This window comes from Staphylococcus equorum (assembly GCF_029024965.1).
GTDB lineage: Bacteria > Bacillota > Bacilli > Staphylococcales > Staphylococcaceae > Staphylococcus > Staphylococcus equorum.
This window is the reverse complement of the sequence record NZ_CP118982.1, coordinates 1,131,596-1,156,807: the sequence shown is the minus strand read 5'-3', so window position 1 is coordinate 1,156,807 and position 25,212 is coordinate 1,131,596. Positions and strand designations below refer to the sequence as shown.

17 protein-coding genes are annotated in these 25,212 nt (G+C 33.2%); 4 read left to right on the top strand and 13 right to left on the bottom strand.

All coding sequences use genetic code 11. The annotated features are described in order from the left end of the window. Positions 1 to 101: 101 nt before the first annotated feature. From PYW44_RS05650 to PYW44_RS05640, 3 genes are all read right to left on the bottom strand, one after another. Positions 102 to 1,223 carry an HAD family hydrolase gene (locus PYW44_RS05650; protein ID WP_021339064.1) on the bottom strand — a complete coding sequence of 374 codons (1,122 nt, stop codon included), beginning with the start codon at positions 1,221 to 1,223 and terminating at the stop codon, positions 102 to 104. A gap of 221 nt (positions 1,224 to 1,444) precedes the next feature. Further along, the gene (gene nagE / locus PYW44_RS05645) at positions 1,445 to 2,944 is read right to left on the bottom strand and encodes an N-acetylglucosamine-specific PTS transporter subunit IIBC (RefSeq protein WP_021339063.1); all 1,500 of its coding nucleotides are present in this window, start codon (positions 2,942 to 2,944) and stop codon (positions 1,445 to 1,447) included. A gap of 178 nt (positions 2,945 to 3,122) precedes the next feature. Continuing rightward, positions 3,123 to 3,743, bottom strand: a complete 621-nt coding sequence (locus PYW44_RS05640; protein WP_002512495.1) for a lysophospholipid acyltransferase family protein — start codon at positions 3,741 to 3,743, stop codon at positions 3,123 to 3,125. 167 nt (positions 3,744 to 3,910) lie between these two features. On the opposite strand from PYW44_RS05640, the gene PYW44_RS05635 reads away from it, so the two are divergent. Further along, a complete protein-coding gene (locus PYW44_RS05635) occupies positions 3,911 to 5,209 on the top strand; it encodes a S1C family serine protease (RefSeq protein WP_021339061.1) in 1,299 nt (432 codons plus the stop codon). Between the two features lie 355 nt (positions 5,210 to 5,564). Here PYW44_RS05635 and tyrS read toward each other — a convergent pair whose 3' ends face one another. Continuing rightward, a complete protein-coding gene (gene tyrS, locus PYW44_RS05630; protein WP_021339060.1) occupies positions 5,565 to 6,827 on the bottom strand; it encodes a tyrosine--tRNA ligase in 1,263 nt (420 codons plus the stop codon). 413 nt (positions 6,828 to 7,240) lie between these two features. On the opposite strand from tyrS, the gene PYW44_RS05625 reads away from it, so the two are divergent. Beyond that, positions 7,241 to 8,152 carry a transglycosylase domain-containing protein gene (locus PYW44_RS05625; protein ID WP_021339059.1) on the top strand — a complete coding sequence of 304 codons (912 nt, stop codon included), beginning with the start codon at positions 7,241 to 7,243 and terminating at the stop codon, positions 8,150 to 8,152. Between the two features lie 114 nt (positions 8,153 to 8,266). Here PYW44_RS05625 and PYW44_RS05620 read toward each other — a convergent pair whose 3' ends face one another. Further along, positions 8,267 to 9,934 (bottom strand): formate--tetrahydrofolate ligase, encoded by a 1,668-nt coding sequence (locus PYW44_RS05620; RefSeq protein WP_021339058.1) that lies wholly within the window; start codon positions 9,932 to 9,934, stop codon positions 8,267 to 8,269. Positions 9,935 to 10,287: 353 nt separating this feature from the next. Continuing rightward, on the bottom strand, positions 10,288 to 11,997 hold the full coding sequence (gene acsA, locus PYW44_RS05615; protein ID WP_021339057.1) for an acetate--CoA ligase: 1,710 nt from the start codon (positions 11,995 to 11,997) through the stop codon (positions 10,288 to 10,290). A gap of 182 nt (positions 11,998 to 12,179) precedes the next feature. On the opposite strand from acsA, the gene PYW44_RS05610 reads away from it, so the two are divergent. Together PYW44_RS05610 and PYW44_RS05605 are read left to right on the top strand one after the other, a co-directional pair. Continuing rightward, positions 12,180 to 12,812, top strand: coding sequence for a hypothetical protein (locus PYW44_RS05610; RefSeq protein ID WP_021339056.1), 633 nt, complete (start codon positions 12,180 to 12,182; stop codon positions 12,810 to 12,812). Between the two features lie 13 nt (positions 12,813 to 12,825). Further along, the gene (locus PYW44_RS05605) at positions 12,826 to 13,980 is read left to right on the top strand and encodes an acetoin utilization protein AcuC (RefSeq protein ID WP_002507322.1); all 1,155 of its coding nucleotides are present in this window, start codon (positions 12,826 to 12,828) and stop codon (positions 13,978 to 13,980) included. 152 nt (positions 13,981 to 14,132) lie between these two features. On the opposite strand, the gene ccpA is transcribed toward PYW44_RS05605, so the two are convergent. The 7 genes from ccpA to ytpR all read right to left on the bottom strand — a co-directional run bounded on the left by ccpA (position 14,133) and on the right by ytpR (position 25,207). Next, the gene (gene ccpA, locus PYW44_RS05600; protein WP_002507321.1) at positions 14,133 to 15,122 is read right to left on the bottom strand and encodes a catabolite control protein A; all 990 of its coding nucleotides are present in this window, start codon (positions 15,120 to 15,122) and stop codon (positions 14,133 to 14,135) included. Between the two features lie 418 nt (positions 15,123 to 15,540). Further along, entirely contained in the window at positions 15,541 to 16,632 is a 1,092-nt protein-coding gene (locus tag PYW44_RS05595) for a bifunctional 3-deoxy-7-phosphoheptulonate synthase/chorismate mutase (RefSeq protein WP_021339055.1), read from the bottom strand. A gap of 693 nt (positions 16,633 to 17,325) precedes the next feature. Further along, positions 17,326 to 18,825: a hypothetical protein gene (locus PYW44_RS05590; protein WP_115075983.1), complete on the bottom strand. Its 1,500-nt coding sequence runs from the start codon at positions 18,823 to 18,825 to the stop codon at positions 17,326 to 17,328. Positions 18,826 to 18,906: 81 nt separating this feature from the next. Then, positions 18,907 to 19,401 carry a DUF948 domain-containing protein gene (locus PYW44_RS05585; protein WP_002507318.1) on the bottom strand — a complete coding sequence of 165 codons (495 nt, stop codon included), beginning with the start codon at positions 19,399 to 19,401 and terminating at the stop codon, positions 18,907 to 18,909. Between the two features lie 70 nt (positions 19,402 to 19,471). After that, positions 19,472 to 20,785: a UDP-N-acetylmuramate--L-alanine ligase gene (gene murC, locus PYW44_RS05580; protein ID WP_115075982.1), complete on the bottom strand. Its 1,314-nt coding sequence runs from the start codon at positions 20,783 to 20,785 to the stop codon at positions 19,472 to 19,474. A gap of 22 nt (positions 20,786 to 20,807) precedes the next feature. Beyond that, complete coding sequence (locus PYW44_RS05575) at positions 20,808 to 24,590, bottom strand: DNA translocase FtsK (protein ID WP_021339052.1); 3,783 nt, start codon at positions 24,588 to 24,590, stop codon at positions 20,808 to 20,810. Between the two features lie 17 nt (positions 24,591 to 24,607). Next, positions 24,608 to 25,207, bottom strand: coding sequence for a YtpR family tRNA-binding protein (gene ytpR / locus PYW44_RS05570; protein WP_002507315.1), 600 nt, complete (start codon positions 25,205 to 25,207; stop codon positions 24,608 to 24,610). Positions 25,208 to 25,212 lie beyond the last annotated feature (5 nt).

Here is a 25,212-nt window from a genome sequence, read left to right as displayed (position 1 = left end):
TCTATTAGTTTTCTAATGGATTGGTATTTTTTGTTGGCAATAAAAAAAGATACTGACGCATTATTATTTAGTCATCAAATAATAAGCGTAGTATCTTTTAATTACAATAATATTTCTCTAATATCTCCTACATGGTCTACGATATATTCAGCATCGTAAGACTCTAATTCTTCACGTGCATTCTGTCCTTTCAAACCTGTCAATGGACCAATGAAAGTCGCCCCTATTTTTTTAGAACTTAACAGATCTGCCAATGAATCTCCTACCACAAAAACATCATCTTTATTAACACGATTTTCTTGATTTGTAGCATATTTTTCATAATTTTTTAAATGATTACCTTCTAATGTTGCTAAATAGCTAAACGGATTAGGCTTACCTAATGGTTTTAACTTAGGATATTGTTCCTCAGCGATTAATACCTCACTTGCAGTAACAATATGTAAATCATCAAATAAATCTTTGATACCAATTGCTTCAAATGGCACTAATGTTTCTGTTCTAGGTCTACCAGTTGCAATGGCTATATGATAGCCAGCAGCTTTCAAATCTGTTAATAACTGTTTAATTTCAGTTACAGGTCTTAACACAACTTCGTTATATATGTAACCTTCTTTAAATTCTGTACGGTTAGGCTTTTGTTCTACTTCGTTAAATAACTTAGAACCTAAGTACCACTCTTGGTAAACCTCTTGAGCTAGCGTCCAAAACGGACTTTTCAGTTCAAATAATGCTGTTTGCTTTGTATTTAACTGATCACCAGCATGCGTAACAAGTGTTTGATAAATATTATCTTTTCCTGAACTTATACCATCTAAAAACGATAATGGTGACTCAAAGTTCAATTCTATATCAAAAATATTTCCACCAATTTGTTGCAATGTTTCTTGATTAAAGCTTTCTGGATTTAAAACTTCCACTAATTTTTCTTGGGGTAATGTTTTACATATTTCAATAAAGTGAATGGCTACAACTACAAATAACATATCCCAATTTGAATTTAATCCAAGTGACTTTAACTTAGTTAAAATTTCATCATGGTAGAATACGATTTCTCTTATTTCAGTAATTTGTTGATCACTTAAATCATCAAATTGTATAGATGGATCTAAGCCCATATAATCTTTACTCATAAGAATTTCGTAAACCGTTAATGCAGATACATCAAAACACCTTTCTTCACTTAAAAAAACACCATCAACATCAAATAATACCGACTTCATGTCATCTACTCTCCTTAAATCAGAAAATTCTGATACTAGTTCATCGTACTATTTACCCATGAAAAGAGCAATGTATTTTCATCATTTTATCAAACAAATCATATCGTTAAATATTTAATTTTTTTAGATAAAAAATACGCCTTACAAAGTTCCACTTTTCAGTGATAACTATGATTAGGCGTATCCTAAAATAAACTTATTTAGATATTATTGCGTCTCCATTATTTTTGCTGCTCTGATTCCATTTGTACTTCAATTTCATCAGCTACTTGCTGAACTTGAGTGCCGATAATAACTTGGGCATTATGTTTACCACTCTTTGTCACACCGACAGCTCCTGCCCCCTTAATCTTAGCTTCATCAATAATGCTATTATCATGTAATTCCATGCGTAATCTAGTAGCACAGTTTGTTAATGATGAAATATTCTCTTTGCCACCTAATCCATCTAAAATTTGGCTTGCTGTATTTGTATATTTATTAGTTGTCGTTGTAGTTGCTCCTTCTGAATCTGCAACATCTCCCGTTGACGCTTCATCAGAAGTTGGATCTGCTAGTAAGTTATCCCCACGACCAGGTGTATTTAATTTCAATACTTTAATAGCAAATCTAAATACAAAGTAATATATAACAAAGAATACAAGTCCTTGTACTAACAACATGTATGGTTGACTTGATACAGGATTAATTAATGATAATACATAGTCTATTAAACCAGCACTAAATGAGAAGCCTGCTGTCCACTCGAACAATGCTGCTATAAACATGGATAAACCAGTTAAAAATGCATGTATCACAAATAACACTGGTGCCACAAACATGAATGAGAATTCAATTGGCTCAGTAACCCCAACAAAGAATGCTGAAACTGCGCCACCAAACATTAAACCATAAACACGTTTTTTCTGTTTAGATTCTGCTGTATGGTACATCGCTAATGCTGCAGCCGGGATACCAAACATCATTACTGGGAAGAAGCCAGCCATATAACGTCCTGTAATACCATGTACTGCACCATCACCAGTTTGGAATTTAGCAATGTCATTAATACCTGCTAAATCAAACCAAAACACTGAGTTTAACGCGTGATGCAATCCAGTCGGTATCAATAATCTGTTAAAGAAACCATATAAGAAAGCACCTCCTGGACCTAAATCTAAAATCCATGTCCCAAATATTACAATTGCTGAATAAATAAATGGCCAAACAAATAACATCAATACGGCCAATATAATACTAAAGAATGCTGTTAAAATTGGTACTAAACGTTTACCACTAAAGAATGATAACGCTGTAGGTAATTCAGTTTTACTAAATTTGTTGTAAGTATACGCTGCGATTAAACCAATCAATAAACCAATAAACACGTTAGAATTATTCATTTGTTCAAAAGCTTCGTTTACGCTTGTTTCTTTAACACCTAATAATGGTGCTAATTTTGCTGGACTTAAAACAACTGTAGTTAAAAAGAAACCTACTGCAGCCGCGAGTGCTACTGCGCCATCATTTTTCTTAGCCATTCCTAATGCTACCCCAATTGCAAAAAGAATACCTAGTTGTTCAAGAATCGTCGAACCGGCAGAAGAGAAAAACGCTGCTACCGTTGGTAAGACTCCCATTGCTGTTAATGCGTTACCGATACCCGTAATAATTGCGGCGGCTGGTAACACTGCAACAGGAAGCATAAGAGACCTACCAAGACGTTGAAAGAAACTAAACATAACAATTCCCCATTTCAAAATAGATATTTACACAAACAAACACCACATGCACAATATGTCCACGTGGTGTTTGTAAACGTTTTACTTGCTGTCATTGTACAGTTACATAATAACACAAGTTTAAAAAAATTCGTATATAAATTAAAATGTCTAACTATTTAAAAAATATTGAAACTTACTATTTATGATTCACATAATCATTTAATTCATTTTGTAATTGTGTCGTTCTGCTTTCTAATTCTTTTGTTAAATATTCTAATTTTTCATTGCGCTTCATGTTTTTTGGTAAATGCTTCGTTTCGATAGGTTCCCCAAATTTAACAATCGCTTTACCCGTAACAAGTCCTTTAATTTCTTTAGGTCCTACATATGCAGCTGGTAAAATAGGAGCTTGGGCCATCAAAGCAATAGTTACTGCGCCACGTTTCATAGGTGATCCCTCATCATACTTCATGCGATGACCAGTTGGGAATATTCCTACTGTTTTATTTTCTTTTAATAATTTAACCGGTTTTTTCAATGTGCTAGGTCCTGGATTTTCTCTATCTACAGGAAAAGCATTTAAAGAAGTTAAAAACTTACCAAACCATTTATTATTGAATAACTCTTTTTTCGCCATGTAATGTGTTTGATTTGGGTAAATCGCAGTAGCTAACATGATAACTTCATTATAGCTTTCATGCGTACAAGTCACTACATATCTGTGAAGTTGAGGTATATTTTCTTTACCTTGCACTTCTAATGATTTACTTAGCTTAGTAATAATTATATTTAACAAACCGCTAATGAATTTATACATTTCTCCACCTACTTCATTTTCCATTATATTTACCTATTGATTCTATCATTTAGTCACCTTATGAACAAGAATATTTATATTTCAGTCTAAAGTTGTATAGTGCTATACTAGAAAAAGTTGTATAAACCTATCATAATAGGTTATATAGAATAAATCGGAGGTAAAGTATGTCAGATTTTAATAACGATCATAACTCTAATGAAACACAAAACCCTCGGCAGCCGCAACAACCGGAACAAGCTCACAATAAAAGGTCAAAAAACAAAACCAAATTCCCATGGTTTAAAACGATAATTGTGGCCTTAGTTGCCGGTATTATAGGCGCACTTTTGGTATTAGGTATTGGGAAAATCATGGAAAGCACAGGCTTAAATGATAACGGTTCTTCCGTTCAAGAAGCTTCTAATAGTAGTAATGGTGGCAATACACTCGATGGAAAAAGTGAAAAATATGATTCTGTGAACCAAATGATTAACGATGTCTCCCCTGCTATTGTAGGTGTTATTAATATGCAAAAAGCTCAAAATTTAGATAGTTTGCTAAAAGGTGATTCTTCTAAATCAGAAGAAGCTGGTGTTGGATCAGGTGTCATTTATCAAAAAAATAATGGTTCTGCATATATCGTAACGAATAATCACGTTATCGATGGTGCGAATGAAATCAAGGTACAATTGCACAATTCTAAACAAGTCGATGCGAAATTAGTAGGCAAAGATGCCTTAACTGATATAGCAGTACTAAAAATCAATGATACGAAAGGCACTAAAGCAATTGACTTTGCCAACTCTTCAAAAGTAAATACAGGAGATAGTGTTTTTGCAATGGGTAATCCCCTAGGTCTAGAATTTGCTAACTCAGTGACTTCAGGCATTATTTCTGCTAGCGAACGTACAATTGATACGAAAACATCTGCTGGTACGAATAAAGTAAACGTATTGCAAACAGATGCGGCAATCAATCCTGGTAATTCCGGTGGTGCACTCGTAGATATTAATGGTAATCTCGTAGGTATTAACTCAATGAAGATTGCAAGTGAACAAGTTGAAGGTATTGGCTTTGCAATCCCAAGTAATGAAGTTAAAGTTACCATTAAAGAACTTGTAGAAAATGGCGAGATTGAGCGCCCTTCCATTGGTATTAGTTTACTTAATGTAAGTGAGATACCAGAACAATATAAAGAAGAACTGAATACAAAACGCAATGATGGTGTCTATATTGCCAAAGTTCATGCTGATAACGAGCTTAAAGAAGGTGATATCATCACTGCGATAGATGATAAAAAAGTCAAAGAAGATGCTGACTTACGCTCTTATTTATATGAAAATAAAAAACCTGGTGATTCAGTAGAAATGACTATTGAAAGAAATGGTAAGGAGCAAACAGTGGAAGTACCATTAAAAGAACAAAAATCAACATCTTCAGAGTCATCTGAAAAAGAAAATGAAAGTCCTGCACCATTTAATTAAAACAATAACTTAAACTTAATAGTTATTTTGAACCAATCAAGTAAGATTAGTTTACTTGATTGGTTTTTTATATTTTATAAATTATCCTTATCTAGTTCTCTAATAATATTTGTTTCAGTATAAAGTATGTTTAGTTCAATACTACATAAAGTATACAAAATGACAATTTTCATTTTAAAAATTGACAATGCTTTAGGCCTACTACTACAGGAAATACACTCGCAGAGGAATCCAAGATGAGTCTATTCCAAGAAAAACTTACACAAAAATAGCCAACAAAATCATAAGGTTTTGTCGGCTGTTTTGACGATAATTTATATATATATCGCGTTATTCATCTATCTATCTTCAAATATTATTTATAATTAACCATGAAATATTTTTTCTTACCACGACGAATAATAGTAAATTCATTCTCGATTATATCGTCATCGTTTAATTCATAATTCACATCTTGTTGTCTTATACCATTGATATAAATTGCACCATTATTCACATCTTCACGTGCTTGACGCTTAGATGATGAAATACCAGTTTCAACAATCGCTTCAACAATATTTGTAGTTTCTTTACTCAATTCAACTTGTGGCACATCCTTGAATCCTGCTTTTAATTCTGAAGCTGACAATGATTGTAAGTCACCTGCAAATAATGCTTTTGAGATACGAATTGCATCATCTAATGCAGCTTGACCATGGATGAAACGTGTGACATTTTCTGCTAAAGCTTTTTGTGCTTCGCGTAAATGCGGTGCTTCATTTAAGGATTTTTCTAATGCTTCAATTTCTTCTTTTTCTAAGAATGTAAAATATTTCAAGAATTTGATTACATCATCGTCTGTAGTGTTAATCCAAAATTGGTAAAATTCGTATGGACTCGTTTTTGTAGCGTCTAACCAAACTGCGCCACCTTCTGATTTACCGAATTTTTTACCATCTGATTTAACGACTAAAGGAATCGTCAGTCCGTATGCTTCTGTTTGACCGTACATACGACGCATTAATTCAATTCCACTTGTGATATTGCCCCATTGATCAGAACCACCAACTTGTACTTTACAATTGTAAGTTTTGTTTAAATGACCAAAATCAATTGCTTGGAGTATTGTATATGTGAACTCAGTGAACGAAATGCCGTATTCTAAGCGACTTTGAATTGAGTCTTTACCCAACATGTAATTTACACCGACATGTTTACCGTAATCTCTTAAGAAATCAATCAATGAAATTTGGCTTAACCAATCTTTATTATTAACAAGTTTAGCACCTTTATCAGTACCAAATTCAAAAATTTTATGCATTTGTTCACTGATACCCTGTACGTTTAATTCAACTTGTTCTTCTGTTTGTAAGACACGTTCTTCAGATTTACCTGATGGATCACCAATCATTCCTGTTCCCCCACCTATTAATACAAGTGGACGATGCCCATGTTCTTGGAATCTACGTAAAGTTAAAAATGGTAATAAATGACCGATGTGTAAACTATCTGCAGTTGGATCGGCACCACAGTATAATGTAACTTGTTCTTTATTTAATACATTTTCTATACCAGATTCGTCTGTTTGTTGATAAATTAAGCCTCTCCATTTTAAATCTTCTAATAATGCATTTGTCATTGTATTTACCTCCTATATTTATTAAGATATTATTTTGAATAGATTTTAAATACCGTCCAAAGTTCAAGTCACTTTTAGCAAGTACGACCGAATAACACTTAAAAAATAAAAAAACGCCCCTACAAATTAATGTAAGGGCGCATGCGCACGGTACCACCATACTCTAAGTCAAACAACTTTATTAATGATACGTTCATTAACTTAAACGTTTGGATGATTGAAATCATTAAGGTGTATTCACATATTAATCATCGTTAGTTCACAGCAACCACTAACTCTCTGAAGATGACACCATATGTTACTTCTCCTTTATCCAAAAACGATATCGAATTGATATTAATTATAAGTAACTCTATTTTAAAAGTCAACATCATTTATTATGTTATAATATTGCATACGTAAGGAGGTCAAACATGGAAAATCAAACACATGAAAATAATGTTCACAATCATTTACATAACTCTAAATTCTCTAAATTTGAAATTATCTATAAAAAATTAAAGCATCTTTTCATTGGCTTGTTTGCAATTTTCGCATGTACCTTTATTATTTTATTGGCCATATCAGTATTTTACTTCCAAAGTTTGACTGATGAATCTGTAAACATGTCAGATAATGAATTACGTACAAAATTGCTGAGCATTGCTGGTAACCAAGATATAAATTATAACAATAAGCATATTTTAGCAGAATACAATAAATCGACAAATTCACTCATTGTAGGACCTAAACATGTAAATAGCAACGTGATAAAGGCATTGACTTCTTCAGAAGACAGCTTATTTTTCTATCATAATGGTATTTTACCAAAAGCTATCATTCGAGCAGTTGGGCAAGATATATTTAATACAGAAGCTGCAACTGGAGGTAGTACCATCACCCAGCAACTCGTAAAAAATCAACTACTGACAAATGAAAAAACATATAATCGCAAAGCTAATGAACTTATCTTATCTATGCGAACTGAAAAGATTTTAACCAAAGATGAAATTATCTATACTTATTTGAATATCGTGCCTTTTGGACGTGATTATAATGGTTCTGATATCACAGGTATCGCTTCAGCATCTTATAGTTTATTTGGAAAAGCCGCTACAAACTTAAATATTGCTGAATCAGCCTATCTGATTGGACTTTTACAAAGCCCTTATTATTATACCCCTTATGACACGGATGGTTCACTCAAATCTGACGCTCAGATACAGATTGGTTTGGATCGCCAACACTATGTGCTCAAACGGATGTTGGTTGAAGGTGAAATTACTGCTTATGATTTTAAAAAGGCTGAAAAATACGATATCAAACAACATTTAATGACAAAATAAAATGGCTAGTTCATAAACTACTCAGGCAAATAAAAAATAGCTGTGAAGAAATCTATCGTTATAGATTTCCTTACAGCTATTTTTAATATGTTTGTATCATATAATAGTTAAAATTTAGAATAGTCCAATTGCATGTCCATCATCAGTAACATCCATGTTTAATGCTGCTGGTTTTTTAGGGAGACCAGGCATAGTCATGATTGCTCCAGTCAATGCAACTATAAATCCTGCGCCTGTTTTAGCTTCTAATTCACGAATAGTGATTTCAAAACCTTCAGGTGCGCCTAATTGTGTTGCATCATCTGAGAATGAATACTGTGTTTTAGCCATACATACTGGATAGTTATCCCAGCCATTTTCTTTAAACTGTTTAAGCTGTTTCTGTGCTTTACTACTAAATGTGACTTTTGATCCACCATAAATTTCTTTAACAATTGTTTCGATTTTTTCTTCAAGTGGTAAATCTAATTCATATAAATGTTTGAAATCTTGTGGTTCATCAAGTACTTCTAGCACTTCATTCGCTAGATCGACACCACCTTTGCCACCTTTTTCCCATACTTCAGTTAAAGCAAGTCTCACACCATTCTCTTTTGCCCATTGTTGTACATATTGTGTTTCTTCTTCAGTATCATGTACGAACGCATTCAATGCAACTACAGGTTCTAAACCATATTTTTTAACATTTTTAACGTGGCGTTCTAAGTTCACGATACCTTTTTTAACCGCTTCAACATTTTCTTCTTTTAAGTTGTCTTTAGCTACACCACCATGCATTTTAAGCGCACGAACTGTCGCAACTACTACAACTGCTGAAGGTTCAAATCCTGCTTCACGTACTTTAATATCGATGAATTTTTCAGCGCCTAAATCTGAGCCAAAGCCTGCTTCAGTTACAACGACATCTGCTAAATCTCTCGCAGTTTCTGTCGCTAAAATTGAATTACAACCATGTGCAATATTTGCAAATGGCCCACCATGTACAAGAGCTGGTGTGCCTTCAATTGTTTGTACTAGGTTTGGTTTAATTGCATCTTTAAGAATCATCGCTAATGCGCCTTCTACTTTTAAGTCAGCTACAGTAACAGGTTTACGTGATCTAGTATAACCTATAGTAATTCTACTGATTTTTGCTTTTAAATCATTAAGGTCATTAGATAAACAAAGAATTGCCATTATTTCAGAAGCAACAGTAATATTAAAACCATCTTCTCTTGGGACCCCTTGCGTTGGTCCACCTAAACCTACATTTACGTTACGTAATGCACGGTCATTCATGTCTAAAACACGTTTCCATTCAATACGTCTTTGATCGATTTCTAATTCATTACCTTGATGCATGTGGTTATCAATAAATGCTGACAGTGCATTATTTGCAGTAGTGATTGCGTGGAAGTCGCCATTGAAGTGTAGATTTATATCTTCCATTGGTAATACTTGTGCATAGCCACCACCAGTTGCACCACCTTTTATTCCGAAAACAGGACCTAAAGCCGGTTCACGTAACGCTACCATGACGCTTTTCTTAAGTTCGTTGAATGCGTCTGCTAATCCAACTGTAACTGTTGATTTACCTTCACCTGCTGGCGTTGGACTCATCGCAGTAACTAATACTACTTTACCCTTACCATTTTTTTGTTGAACTTGATTAATATCAATTTTAGCTTTATAGTGCCCGTATGGTTCTAATGCATCTGCAGGGATACCCGCCTGTTTAGCAATATCTCCAATCGGTTTTAATGTTGATTGATTTGCAATATCTAAATCAGATAAGTGTGCCAAATTCGTTCGCCCCTTCTTAAATAAATTTTAAATCAATAAATATATTTCCCATATATGCTACTGATAAAAATAAATCCTTACATATTAATATTAACTAACTTATGTTGTGTTGTCGATTAACAGAGACAGCGCTTTCAAAATAATTAGTGAATATTTTCACCTTATGTGTCCTATGTTACGCTGAAAATGTTATTTTACACCAAAAAACTCCCTAGATATCATCATAATCTCTAGTGTGTCGAATAAACACATACTTAAAGTTGATGATATAAAGGGAGTCTGGAAATAACTTGCTTAATTTTAAATTGGAAATACAGGTTAGCTATTTCTGATTAAACTACTATTTTGTTTAATTAGTCTTCCATTGTACTTAAATCGCCTTCAGGTAAATCAAGTTCCCAAGCTTTAAGGACACGACGCATAATCTTACCAGAACGTGTTTTAGGAAGTTTTTCTTTAAATTCTATTTCGCGTGGTGCAGCGTGTGCGGCTAAACCTTCTTTGACAAATACACGAATTTCTTCTTTCAGTTCATCTGATGCTTCATACTCAGGTCGTAAAGCAACGAACGCTTTAATAATTTCTCCTCTTACTGGGTCTGGTTTACCAATCACACCTGCTTCTGCAACCGATTCATGTTCCACTAATTTTGATTCGACTTCAAATGGACCGACACGTTCGCCTGCAGTCATAATAACGTCATCTACACGACCTTGGAACCAATAATAACCATCTTCATCTTTATAAGCAGAGTCTCCAGAAACATACCAATCACCAATGAAGTATGAGTCATATTTTTCAGGATTTTTCCAAATGGAAACCATCATAGATGGCCATCCTTTTTTAATTGCGAGGTTACCCATTCGATTCGGTGGCAACTCGTTACCTTGATCATCAACAATAGATGCTTCTATGCCTGGTAAAGGTTTACCCATAGAGCCTAATTTAACATCCATGGATGGATAGTTAACAATCATATGGCCCCCTGTTTCAGTCATCCACCACGTATCTAAGACACGTTTGCCAAAGACATCTTTGGACCATTTAATGACTTCAGGATTAAGTGGTTCACCTACGGATAAGATACTTTTTAGTGATGATAAGTCGTATTTGTCTATAACATCATCGCCTGCACTCATCAACATTCTTAATGCCGTTGGCGCTGTGTACCATATTGTAACTTTATACTCTTCAATCATACCGTACCAAGCTTCAGGTGAGAATCTACCACCAACAATACAATTTGTCACACCATTTAACCAAGGACTGAAAATACCATATGAAGTACCTGTTACCCATCCAGGGTCAGCAGTACACCAATATACATCGTCTTCTTTAAAATCTAGTACATATTTACCAGAAATGTAATGAACGAGCATAGCTTTTTGAGCATGTAGCACGCCTTTAGGTTGGCCTGTTGAACCTGAAGTATAATGCAATATCAAACCGTCATCTAAGTTTAGCCATTCTGTTTCAAATTGATCACTAGCATTTTTTAATTCACTATTAAAATCAACATATTCACTTTCTACTTCCTCATCTACAACTACAATCGTTTCTAAATGTGGTAATTTATCTTTAGGAATACGTGGCAATAATGCATTCGTTGTCACAATCACTTTTGCTTCACTATTTTCTAGTCGATCTGCAACAGCTTTTTCCATAAATGCTTCAAATAATGGTCCTACAATTGCACCTATTTTTAATATACCGAATAAAGCAAAATAAAGTTCTGGCGTTCTAGGCATAAATACAAAAACACGATCACCTTTTTCAATATTTGCTTTATCTTTTAATACATTTGCCGCTTTATTAGAATTTGATTTCATTTCTTCAAAAGTATAACTTTCTTTACGTTTATCATCTTTATAATGTAACGCAACTTTTTCACCATTACCTTCATCCACATGGCGATCAATACACTCGTGTGCCATATTGATCTTACCAGTTTCTGACCATGAAAATGCTTTTTCTATTTCTTTCCAGTCAAAATTAGCGTACTCTTTTTCATAGTCTTTAAGGTTAAAATTTCCATTTTCCCCTTTGTATACTTCTACTTTCATTTTGAATCCCCCTCTTAATGAAATCGCTTGCTTAAAAATTATTATAACTAATATTGTCAAAATTTTCAAAATAATAGTGTGTAAACGAATACATTATTGTGTTATTTTAAACTTTTTTAACTTATAATAGACTTATATTAGATTGTTTACTGTATGTGTATGCGGTAGTTTGGAGTGAAAAAATGGAACATATAAAAACATATCAATCTCAAACTTATCACTTGGATGAAGGAACATTTGTGATAGAAGGTCCTGTTTTAAGAAGTAGTCTTGAATCTATGACATTTGATGATGGGCTCTTTGCATTTCGCCCACCTACGGATCAATTTGAAGCAATAAAAGAAATTAGTGAATTAGAAGAAGGTAGAATTTTTGTGTTGCGCAATTCACAACATATTATCGGTTATGTCACTTATCATTACCCAGATCCATTAGAACGTTGGTCTAGTGGTAATTTGGAATACTTAATAGAATTAGGAGCTATAGAATTAAGTTTAGCTTATCGCGATTTACATTTAGGAAGTGAGCTTATCAAAGTCAGTTTAGCTGCTGATGAATATGAAGATTACATCGTGTTAACTACTGAATATTATTGGCATTGGGATTTGAAAAATTCTGGGCTTGATGTATATGAATATAAAAAATTAATGCAAAAACTGATGGGTTATGGGGGCCTTGAAGTATTTGCCACAGATGACCCAGAAATTACAAGTCATCCTGCTAATTGTCTTATGGCAAGAATTGGTTCAAGAATTTCTATAGAACAATTACAAGCATTTGATGACATTCGCTTCATGAATCGCTTTTTCTTTTAAAGGGGAGAAACATATGAGTAATACGCAACAATCAACGGGCTTTGTCTATTCTAATGAAATACTGCAATATCGTTTTAGTAATAGCCATCCATTTAACCAAATGAGATTAAAATTAACAACAGAATTATTAACAGATTTAGGTTATTTAAAATCACATCATATTATTAAACCACGTATAGCTAATGATACCGAATTATCATTAATTCATTCTCATGATTATATCCAAGCTATCAGACGTGCTTCACATGGTATTTTAAGTGACAATGAAGCTAAGAAGTATGGATTAGACGGTGATGATACGATGCAATTTAGAATGATGCACAAGCACAGTGCACGTATTGTGGGTGGAGCATTGAATTTGGCTGATCACATCATGGATGATACAGTCACCAATGGCTGCCATTTAGGTGGCGGTTTACACCATAGCCTACCAGGTCGTGCGAATGGATTTTGTATTTACAATGACGTTGCAGTTACTATCGCTTATCTCATACAAAAATATGACCAACGCGTGCTATGTATTGATACAGATGCACATCATGGTGATGGAACACAATGGAGTTTTTATACAAATGATCAAGCTTTAATTTATTCGATACACGAAACTGGAAAATTTCTTTTCCCTGGATCAGGACGTTACACGGAACGAGGTAGTGAACAAGGTTTCGGTTATACAGTAAATATTCCACTTGAACCTTATACAGAAGATGATTCATTTTTAGAAACCTTTAAAGAAACGATAGAACCTATAGTGGCATCATTTAAACCAGATATTATTGTGAGTGTACATGGCGTTGACATTCACTACTTAGATCCACTCACGCATTTGAATTGTACTCTAGAATCACTCTATGAAATTCCATATATCATTAAAGATTTAGCAGATAAATACACAAAAGGTAAAGTATTAATGTTTGGTGGCGGCGGCTATAATATATGGAAAGTTGTCCCACGGGCTTGGAGCCACGTTTTTTTAGCTTTAATCGGAGAAAAACCACAAACTGGCCGTTTGCCTGATAAATGGTTAACAAAATGGCAACAATACGCGCCTTGCGAACTACCACAAACTTGGACCGATGAAAAAACTGACTATCAAATAATACCTAGGCAAAAAGAAATTACAGAAACAAATTTAAAATATGCCAAACAAGTACTGAGTTGGTTTTAAATAAATCAACATCTTATCATACTGGTTTAAGTTTTCAATTTAAATAAAAAAACGAAATTCTTAATTAATAAGAATTTCGTTTTTTATATTTCATTATCATTTATTAACACTGAAGTTATTGTTAATTATACATTGTTGAATCTATAAAAAATCTATTTTGTAGTACCTCTATACTCAACTCTATGAGGTAAAATCACATTAGGCTCTTCGATTTCTTCATCATTCATATATTTAGTAAGAAGTCTCATACCCACTGCCCCAATATCGTATAACGGTTGGATTACACTAGATAATTGAGGTCTTACCATTTCAACAAGTCTAGTATTGTTAAAACTTACAATTTGTAATGACTCTGGAACGTTAATACCTGCATCTTGAGCAGCATGAACTAGACCTATTGCTTGTTCATCACTGATTGATAGAATTGCATCTGGCTTAGCAGATTTCAATGCATCAAATGCACGTAGACCATCTTTATATGTTTCATTACCATTAAAAATCAATGATTCATCTAATGAAAGTTTATGCTCTGCTAAAACGTCTTTTAATCCTACTAGCACATCTTCTTGTGCTTTTTTAGAATAATCGCCACCGACAAAAGCAAATGTTTTTGCGCCGTTTTCGATTAATTGGTTCGTGATTTGTTTAGCTGCTGATTTAAAATCAATATTTACAGATGAAATACCTTCATCTTTACCATTTGTACCTGAAACTACTACAGGTACTGAAGATTTATTAATCAATTCTTTAATTTCTTCAGAAATTGTTCCACCTAAGAAAATAATACCATCTACTTGTTTACTTAAAAGATTGTTAAAAATTTCTTTTTCTTTACTTGGATCATTATCAGAATTTGAAATAATTGAATGATATTTATACATTGTTGCTATATCTTCTAACCCTCGAGCAAGTTGCGAATAATAGACATTAGAAATATCTGGAATAATAACGCCTACTGTTGTAGTTCGTTTACTAGCTAATCCTCTTGCTACTGCGTTTGGACGGTAGTTCAATTTATTAATAACATCGTTTACTTTGTCACGTGTTTCGGGTTTAACATTTTGATTGCCATTAACAACACGTGAGACAGTTGCCATAGAAACTCTTGCTTCTCTAGCTACATCATATATAGTTACAGTCATAATTTCCTCCTTGAAAGCGATTTCTTTATTATTATACTCTGTTTTCATAATATTTTCAAAGTTTACCATATTTTTACTAAATGTAAAATAGTTTTGTTTTGAATGTCATAATTATGTCATCTTATAAAATTATAAACCTACTAAATGTATTATATTTCTTATTTCCAGTGAAAACAAACCTTTTTCGTTTAAATTTTTATGTTTTTCATTAAAATCAAGCGTAATATGATGATTCATCATTTATTTTTTATTTTATATTTAAATACTCTATACATTTGTCATATCACTCCAAAGTATGAGCATTTTATAAATTGCTAACATTATACTTCATTCATTTTAAAAACAATATGAAAGCAAAAAAACCCCTATTACAGTTCACTACTTAAGTAGTAACGTAACAGGGGCTTTTTTATATTTCTTATTTTAATTGTTTGTTATTGTACATATCAGCTAATGGTCTAATTTCATTATAGAAATTCTCGAATTCATCGAAGTCCATTTGTTGTCCACTATCACTTAATGCAACTGATGGGTCAGGATGAACTTCAGCCATAATACCATCTGCACCTACTGCTAAGCCAGCTTTAGCTGTTGGTAACATGATATCTTTACGTCCTGTACTATGGGTAACGTCAACCATTACTGGTAAGTGAGTACCTTGTTTTAAAATAGGTACTGCAGAGATATCTAATGTGTTTCTTGTTGCTTTTTCGTAAGTACGGATTCCGCGTTCACAAAGAATAATGTTTTCATTACCTTGAGAAGCAATGTATTCTGCTGCAAAGATAAATTCTTCAATTGTTGCAGATAAACCACGTTTTAATAATACTGGTTTATTTGAACGACCTGCTTCTTTTAATAATTCAAAGTTTTGCATATTACGTGCACCAATTTGGAATACATCTAAATAATCATCTGCTACTTCAAAATCTGCAGGATTTACAATTTCACTTACTACATTTAGACCGTATTTATCTTTAGTATTTTTAAGAATTTTAAGACCTTCAACACCTAAGCCTTGGAAATCATATGGAGATGTACGTGGTTTGAAAGCACCACCTCTAATGAATTTTTCGCCTCTAGCTTGTAAATTAGCTGCAACTGCATCAACTTGCTCTTGAGATTCAACTGAACATGGTCCAAATACGAATGATTTGTTACCACTTCCAATAATACCTCCATTATCGAATTGAACGATTGTATCTTCTGGTTTTAATTTTCTTGATACATATAAATGTTTTTCATTTTCAGATTTTTGTAAATCAGTAGAGGCTTTAAAAATTTCCTTGAATAATTGTTTGATCACATTATCGTTAAATGGACCTTCATTTTTATCTATTAGTTTGTTAATCATTTCTTTTTCACGTTGAGGATCGTACACAGCTGTACCTTGCTTACGTTTTTCCTCACCAATGTTTTGTGCTATTTTTCCTCTTTTAGATAAAAGATTTAAAATTTCTTCATTAATATTAACAATCTCGCTTCTGAATTCTTGTAATTTGTCTGTCATTTTATTCACCTCTATGAAAAATTTAAAATCGATATTTTATTCTGCTTTAAAGCGATAAAATATTTGTTAAACGTAATTCTAACAATAACTAGTTATAAGTTCAAGTCATGATTGTTAAAATTTCACTTTCTGCAAGTGAATATCCCTAATGGTAACTGAATTTTCAGTCATTTACCAGTAATATTTTACACTATTCATTCATTTTCTATACTTTATTAACTTAAGTTTCATTTAATTCAATTTATTTTTCATATAAATGCTGAATTGTACTTTCTAAATGATGATTTAATCATTCATCTATTAAATAAATACATTTATGTCACACAGTTTTTTCCTTTAAAAAGCACTAAAAAAAGGTTCTCGTTAATTTTAAGCGTCCGATTAAATTTTTAAAGCATATTGCACGTTGAGGCATCAAAATATAGCTATATCGTCTAATCAATCAAATATATGCAATAAAGCATTTATAAGCATTCTAGATGACTTAAATAACGTTCTAGATGCATCCTAGTTATTTGTGTAATTATAATACTTCAAAAATGGCAAAATAATCGTTTCAAGAGACACAATGAGTATAATAAATTCTAATTCGTATTACACTTTACATAACCTAGATCCTAAAAAGTATAAATTAAAAAGGCATCGAACAAGTTTTGTTCGATGCCTTTTATTATATTTCATTTGTAGTAATGATTAATCATTAAAAGTTCTTTTATCTATTTTACTTTGAGATTTTTCTGATTTTTTCAATTGCGATCTGTTTTTAGAGTAAGTTGGTTCATTATCTACATCTTTACTTTGTTGTGTCTCACTATTATTTGTTGTTTTATTAGTTTCTACTTCATCATGCACAAGGATGCCATCTTTAAATGATGATGTTTTATCTGTTTCATTTGTAGTGGCTTCGTTCTGTTGCTCTTTGCTTGCACTTTGATTGCTAATATCAGTTTCTGCTTTATCATGCACAAGGATACCATCTTTAAATGTTGACGTTTTATCTGTTTCATTTGTAGTAGCTTCGCTCTGATGTGCTGTGTTTGCAGTTTGATTGCTAAGACCAGTTTCTGCTTCATTATGAACAATAATACCATCTTTGAAATTTACAGATTTATGTGTTTGTTTTACACGTTGTTCAGCTTTTTCTGGTTTTACAATCGCATTACTTTTATTTTTGTCTGCAGAGTTTTCTACTTTATCAGTTGATTCTACAGCATGACCAACTTTTGGTGTTACTAAATTAGGCACATCTTTTTTGATGCTTTGTTTAGGTGATTCTGGTTTTAATAAACTTGCTGTGTTTTCTGCAACTTTATCATCGTCATTTAAAGCTTTGTTTTTATTTTTAGCTGCTAACGCTAATCCAGATGCTGTGACAGTACCTGCTAAAGCGCCTGCTTTCAAATGACTATTATTTTTGCTTTCATCTTCTTTTGAGTTTTTAGTTTCTAGGTTAGGCGCATCTTTTTGAGTATCACCTTTCGTTGTTTCTTCAGATTTCAAAAGATTATCAGTGTTTTCTGAAACTTGTGAATCATTATTTAATGATTGCTTTTTATCATGTGCAACTTTAGCTAAACTACCTGCTGCTATTGCACCACCTGTTGCTGCAGCTGCAGTTTGTGCACCATTATTATTTGAAGGTGTAGTACTAGAATCAGCTAAGTTATTATCTGCAGATTCTTCTTTAATAGCATTCTGTTGCGCATTGACCTCGTCCTCAGTCGGTTCTGAATTAGGATCAATATGTGTTGTTGTATCGTCACTCTGCTCCAAATTATTATCATCTTGAAGGTCTTGTGCTTGTGGTGACGTATCTGCTAAATTGTTGTCTGAAGTTTCTTGCTGAATTGCCACTTTTTGAGCAGCAAGTTCAGAATCTGTTATTTCAGTATCTTTGTTTTGCGCATCTGCAACAGTAGATTTAATACCATCTACTTGTTGTTCAGCGTCAGCATGTTCACTTTCAGACTGCTCAATAATACTAGATTTAAAGCGTGATTCATCTTCAGAATCAACTTGAGATTTATCTTTAGTGCGTGACTTGCTTATAGAAATTAAACCAACAGCTGAACCAATAAATGCGCCTATGAGAAATCCGTAAACAAAATCATTTCTGGCACCTTTAGTAAAATATTCCGGTACTTCATAGCTTTCTACATTTCTTTCGTAATTATCACGGTTATAGTACTTCATAATTGAATGCCCCCTATAACAAATGCACTTAAATAAGTTTCATACCTCATTTAAGTGCATTTGTTTGTTTAAATATACGAATTATTTATTATCTACACGTGTAGTATAGCTATGATTAGAATCATCTGCTACACTGCTCGCTTTATAATTTGCACTATCTCTACGATTTCTTCTGTTTTGCCATTTGTCAGCAACTTCCATTGCTACATTTGACCATTGAACTACTTGAGAAATTTTATCTTCATTTTGAGAAATATTGTGCGTGATTGAGTTTGTAACTCGATCAACTGAACCATTTAACGTTTGAGCTGATTCGCCGATGCCTTTCACTGCATCAACTACAGAATTCAAACGATCTGATTTGTCTTGGATATCTTCAGTTAAGCGATTTGCTTTATGAAGTAAGTCCGTAGATTCACGTGTAATACCTTGAATTTGTCCTTCAACACCATCAAGAGTTTTTGCAACGTGATCTAAGTTTTTCTTAACTGAAAGTAAAATTACAACGATACCAATTACTAAAATAAGAAAAGCAATCGCCGCAATAATACCAGCTATAGGTAAAATCCATTCCATTTAAAACGCCTCCTATTAATCATATGTTGTTATTTAATATAAATACCCAAATCATTTTAACATAAACATATTAAAATGAGGTAGTAACACCCATTTCTTTCATATAAGCACGTTGAATCTTCTGAATATCGCCCGCGCCCATAAATAAAATAACTGCATCACTATATTGTTCTAACGCATTCACAGTGGTTTCATCAATTAATGTCGCATTATCAATTCTTTGGAGTAAATCTTGAATTGTTAAATTACCAGTATTTTCTCTTATTGAACCAAAAATTTCACATAAGAAAGTTTTATCTGCTAAATTTAAACTTTCAGCAAAATCATCCAAGAATGCTTGCGTTCGACTAAAAGTATGAGGCTGGAATACAGTTACAACTTCTTTATTTGGATATTTCTTTCTAGCTGTCTCAATTGTAGCACTAATCTCTCTAGGATGGTGTGCATAATCGTCAACTAATACTTGTTTTCCCACTTTTGTCTCATTAAATCTTCTTTTTACGCCACCAAAAGTTTCTAAGGCTTCTTTTATATTATTTATATCTAAACTTTCAAGATAGCTAACTGTAATAACGGCAAGTCCATTTAATATATTGTGATCTCCAAATTGTGGAGATAAGAACGTATCATAATATTCATCTTTAATGTATACATCAAATTTAGTTCCATTTTCACTAATTTGTAGGTTATCCGCATATACATCATCATTTTTTGAAAAACCATAATAATATACTGGGACATCTGCTTCTATCTTACGTAAGTGATCATCATCACCCCACGCAATAATTGCTTTTTTTACGTTATGTGCCATTTCTTGGAAAGCACTAAACACGTCTTCAACATCTTTAAAATAATCTGGATGATCAAAATCAATGTTTGTCATAATAGCATAATCTGGATGATAGCTTAGGAAATGTCTACGGTATTCACAAGCTTCAAATGCGAAATAATCACTTGCAGGAATACCTAAACCAGTGCCATCTCCAATTAAAAATGATGTCTTTTTATCCCCATTCATCACGTGTGACAATAAACCGGTTGTAGATGTTTTACCATGTGCACCTGTTACAGCTACAGATGTATATTGACTGATAACATGACCTAAAAAGTCGTGATAACGTATGACATCAAGTTTTAATTCATTCGCCTTAACAACCTCTTCGTGTGAATTTGGAAATGCGTTACCTTGAACAATTACCATGTCTTCTTTTATATTATTTTCGTCAAAAGGTAATATTTTAATACCTTTATTTTGTAATGCCACCTCTGTAAAAACATAATTATTTATATCTGAACCTTGTACTTCATTTCCAAGATCATGCATTATTTGTGCTAATGAACTCATGCCGGCACCTTTTATGCCGACAAAATGATAATGTGTCATTGTAACACTCCTTTATCTCTATTTAATTCTCATTCAAATCTAATTCTGTAATGTATACATCTCTTGGTTTTGAACCATTTGCTCCAGAAACATAACCTAATTGTTCTAATTGGTCTACAATTCTCGCTGCACGATTATAACCGATTTGGAAATGGCGTTGGACTAATGAAGTGGAAATATGACCTTCTTTCAACATAAATCTACATACATCATCAAATAAACTATCCTGAGGTTGTGCTTCCGTTTTTTTCAATAATTCTTTTTCTTCAAATAAATATTCTGGATCTCTTTGTTGTTTTATAAAATCAACAACATCGTCAATTTCATCATCCGATACAAATGTGCCTTGAACACGTATCGGTTTATTCATACCACTGCCTAAATAAAGCATATCTCCATATCCTAACAAGCGTTCAGCACCGCCACTATCTAGAATTGTTCTTGAATCGACACTAGACGATACCATAAATGCAATTCTTGTAGGTATATTTGCTTTAATTAAACCTGTAATGACATTCACTGATGGGCGTTGTGTTGCTACTAACATATGAATACCACAAGCACGTGCTTTTTGTGCAATACGTGCGATAGATTGTTCTACTTCTTGTGGAGCCATCATCATTAAATCAGCTAATTCATCTATAACTATAACAATTTTTGGCATTCTATCTTCATATGTTGCTTTCTTATTAAAAGCAGTAATATTTCTTACGTGATATTTTGCGAACACTTTATAACGACGTTCCATTTCTTCTACAGCCCATTTTAAGCTTTGCGTAGCCGCTTTTACGTCAGTAATTACAGGCGCTACCAAATGTGGTAAATCATTATATGGTGCCAATTCTACCATTTTAGGATCAATAAGTAATAATTTTAGCTCTTCTGGATGATTTTTATATAATAGTGACATTAAAATACTATTTATACATACAGATTTACCAGAACCTGTTGCACCAGCAATAAGTGCGTGTGGCGTTTTAGATATATCCATAAGTAATGGTTCATTATTAATTCTAAGCCCCATAGCAACAGTTAATTTAGACTCTGCATTTTTAAATGTAGGATCTTCAATAATTGAACGTAAATTGACTGTGGCAGCATTCTGATTAGGAACTTCTATGCCCACAAGGCTAGTACCAGGAATTGGTGCTTCTATACGAATATCTTTAGCTGCTAGCGCCATTTTAATGTCATCTTGCAATGCAGTTATTCTAGAAACTTTGACACCTTTTTCTACTGACAATTCAAAACGTGTGACACTTGGTCCTTCAGTAACATTTTGAACTTCAGCTGGAACATTAAAATAATAAAATGCATCATTAAGCTCTTGTTTTTTATCTTCGATCCAAACGTTATCAATTTCGTGTTGTTTAGGTTCTTCTAATAAATCTAAGTTAGGCAACTTAATATTAGGCCCTCTTCTAATTGTTGGCTTACCACTGTCATCAGTTGTCTTACTAGCATCTAACTGATTGTGTACCTTCTCAGGTTTTAATTTTGGTTCTTGATTTTGTGTTATTTGTGACACATGTTCATTATTGTTTTTATTAAATTTAGTTTCATCATGGCTTACGTATTGATTGCCATCCACTGAAGATGGATTCATTTCATTGTCATGTTTTTCTGACGTTCCATGATTGATAGATTGTTCACTATGATTTGATGCATCTATTGAATTTGATGGATGTTCTGTCGTTTCGGACGTCGATGTCAGATTTTGCTGTGGTTGCTCTTGTCCAACTGTTTCAGCTTTAACTACGCTTTCAGTACCAAGGTCATTGGATTCAATTTCTTTACTTTCATTTCGTGACGATTGTGATGTGTTACTTGAATTTGTAAAATGCTGATTACTATTCTTAAGTTTTTTAGCATCCATCATACGTTTTTTATCAGAAGGTGTCATAACAACATTAAACGGTTTGCTACCTTTTCTAATTGATGTTTGTTTTCTGTTTGAAGTCAATTCGTTAGATTCAGTTGTTTCATTATCAAGTGCATTTGATTGCGTACTACTAGAAAGGAGCTGTGTTTCTTTACTAGCAACTTCATCTTCGGTTTCAACTTGATCAGTATCAGATTGCGCTGTATTGTATTGTGCTGAACCTTGTTGCACTTCAGCTATTTCATTAGATACAGACTCCGATGACATGTCTGATTCTGATGGTTGTGTCATATCTTGAGCACTGTTTAGTTCTGTTTCAGTCGCTGATTCCTGATCTTCAAACTCTCTCTCTGTCTCAGACTCAAGTATAATACTTTCCGCTTCTGGTGATTCATTTTGTGGCATTGTCACTTCTCTATATTGAGCGTCTGATATATCGTCATTATCTTCTACTTCTACATAAAGATCTTCATCAGAAATATTTTCATTATTATCTTCAACTGTATTTAAAGTATCATCGTTTGAAATGGTTGTTTCGACATCATCATTTAGTGATTTGTGTTCAGCTGATGTATGATGTTCAATGTCATTATCACTATCAGGTGATTCTGATTCTAAATCTGCATCTACATTTACATATTCATCATTAATTTTATGTACATCGCGCACATTATCTAAATCAATTTCTTCATAATTAAATGGTGATGTAGCACCTATACGGGTATCATCCTCATTTTGTTGACTATCATCAGACAGTTGAGCGTCTTGAATCGATGCTTCTGTTTGATTTTCAGAAACATTTTTGGCTTTGCTCTCTTCGTCTAAAGAACTTTCACCAATAAAATGGTGTGCTTGTTTGGCATACATTTCATCTATTGCTTTTTGTATGCTGTCTTCGTTATTATCTTGGTTTTCTTGACGTTTTTGTTGCAACGCTTTTTTGAATTGGCGTTTTTGGAGTACTTTACGTTCACGTTCTCTTCGAATTTCTTCTACGATTTGTGATGCGTAAATATTTTCAATATTAATTGTGTTGTTTACTTTAGGTTGTTCATTTGAAGATTGCTGCTTTTGTTCAGAAGGTTGTTGTGGTTGTTTATTATCTTTTTCCACTTGCGCTTCTATATAGTCATTACCTTCAAAAGAGTATGGTTGCTTATTATCAACTTGTGAAGTTTCGTCGTCTGCTACATCAATTGATGGTTCTACAAATTGATCATTATAAATTTTAGTGTCATGTATTTCAGAAGATTCCTGTGCTGAAGTTTGCGATTGCGTTTTGTTACCTTCATAATTTGAAACTTGCTCGTTATTGCCGTTTTCAGTTTCATCTGAAGGTTTTATAACACCATTTTCCAGCGGGTGGGGTTTTTGAGTACCAAATATAGCAGATGGCACTTCACTCGCTTTAAAATCACTCTCATGATACATAGGTGTATCTCTTTTAGTTTTCTTAGAAGCATTTGCACGTAAAACATCAGTTTGTATTCTCATTCGTTGACCTTTATGAGATTTTGATTCTCGTTTTGGTTCTGAATATGTTTCTTTTGGTGACTCCTGATTTTCTGTTTGTGTATTAACATCATTAGAAGCTGTCTTATCATACAAATGTCTACGTCTTCTCTGCTTATGATTGGCATTTATAGAGTCTGAAGTATGACGATCACTGTGTTGTTGATCACTATGATTCGAACTATCTTTTGAAATTGAATCTTCTTCTGGATGCTGTGCTTCATTCGCTTCTTCTAAAATACGCATTGGAAACCTGAATTTTCCTTTGGGTCTTTCATAAACATCATTGTTCTGAGGAAGTAATGAATCTTGTTCTTGTTGTGTAGCTTTTTGACGTCGTTGGTTTCTTTTACTAAGATAATCTTCTGTAGAATCATTATCTTCTCCAAATAACTTGTCGAACCAGCTCATTCGTACATTACCTCCTTCTATTCTTCAAAAAATGCTTGGCCAACTGTGTAATCATCAGATAAGACCATAATCCCTTTTTCTTGAGGTGCATTTGGTAAATCAAGTTCCTTCATAGAACAAATCATACCACTTGAAGCTACGCCTCTTAACTCAGCATCTTTAATAACCATACCGCTTGGCATTACAGCACCTACTTTAGCTACTACTACTTTTTGTCCAGCATCGATATTAGCTGCACCACAAACTATCTGTAACTTTTCAGAACTTACATCAACACTGAGTACACTTAATTTATCTGCATCTGGATGTTTTTCTTTAGTTTCAACATAGCCTACAACAAACTTAGGAGACAAATCTGCATTTAATTTAAATGTAAATCCAGCATCTTCAATGGCTTTTTGAAATTCATTAACTAGTGTTTCAGTTAACTTAACATGCCCATTTCCACTTATAGTTGATTTTTCTGATACATTAAAAATGTTATAACCTACAACTTGAGATTCATTTTTAATTTCAACAACATCACCTTTATACTCATAATTGAACTCACCACTAGCTGGTTCAACTTGTAGAAACGCAACGTCTCCTACTGCTTCTTTGTTATAAAATAAATTCATGTCTA

Coding starts and splice junctions, on each gene's coding strand:
- PYW44_RS05650 (WP_021339064.1), bottom strand. CDS start 1,223: ATGAAGTCGGTATTATTTGATGTTGATGGTGTTTTTTTAAGTGAAGAA.
- nagE (WP_021339063.1), bottom strand. CDS start 2,944: ATGTTTAGTTTCTTTCAACGTCTTGGTAGGTCTCTTATGCTTCCTGTT.
- PYW44_RS05640 (WP_002512495.1), bottom strand. CDS start 3,743: ATGTATAAATTCATTAGCGGTTTGTTAAATATAATTATTACTAAGCTA.
- PYW44_RS05635 (WP_021339061.1), top strand. CDS start 3,911: ATGTCAGATTTTAATAACGATCATAACTCTAATGAAACACAAAACCCT.
- tyrS (WP_021339060.1), bottom strand. CDS start 6,827: ATGACAAATGCATTATTAGAAGATTTAAAATGGAGAGGCTTAATTTAT.
- PYW44_RS05625 (WP_021339059.1), top strand. CDS start 7,241: ATGGAAAATCAAACACATGAAAATAATGTTCACAATCATTTACATAAC.
- acsA (WP_021339057.1), bottom strand. CDS start 11,997: ATGAAAGTAGAAGTATACAAAGGGGAAAATGGAAATTTTAACCTTAAA.
- PYW44_RS05610 (WP_021339056.1), top strand. CDS start 12,180: ATGGAACATATAAAAACATATCAATCTCAAACTTATCACTTGGATGAA.
- PYW44_RS05605 (WP_002507322.1), top strand. CDS start 12,826: ATGAGTAATACGCAACAATCAACGGGCTTTGTCTATTCTAATGAAATA.
- ccpA (WP_002507321.1), bottom strand. CDS start 15,122: ATGACTGTAACTATATATGATGTAGCTAGAGAAGCAAGAGTTTCTATG.
- PYW44_RS05595 (WP_021339055.1), bottom strand. CDS start 16,632: ATGACAGACAAATTACAAGAATTCAGAAGCGAGATTGTTAATATTAAT.
- PYW44_RS05590 (WP_115075983.1), bottom strand. CDS start 18,825: ATGAAGTACTATAACCGTGATAATTACGAAAGAAATGTAGAAAGCTAT.
- PYW44_RS05585 (WP_002507318.1), bottom strand. CDS start 19,401: ATGGAATGGATTTTACCTATAGCTGGTATTATTGCGGCGATTGCTTTT.
- murC (WP_115075982.1), bottom strand. CDS start 20,785: ATGACACATTATCATTTTGTCGGCATAAAAGGTGCCGGCATGAGTTCA.
- PYW44_RS05575 (WP_021339052.1), bottom strand. CDS start 24,590: ATGAGCTGGTTCGACAAGTTATTTGGAGAAGATAATGATTCTACAGAA.
- ytpR (WP_002507315.1), bottom strand. CDS start 25,207: ATGAATTTATTTTATAACAAAGAAGCAGTAGGAGACGTTGCGTTTCTA.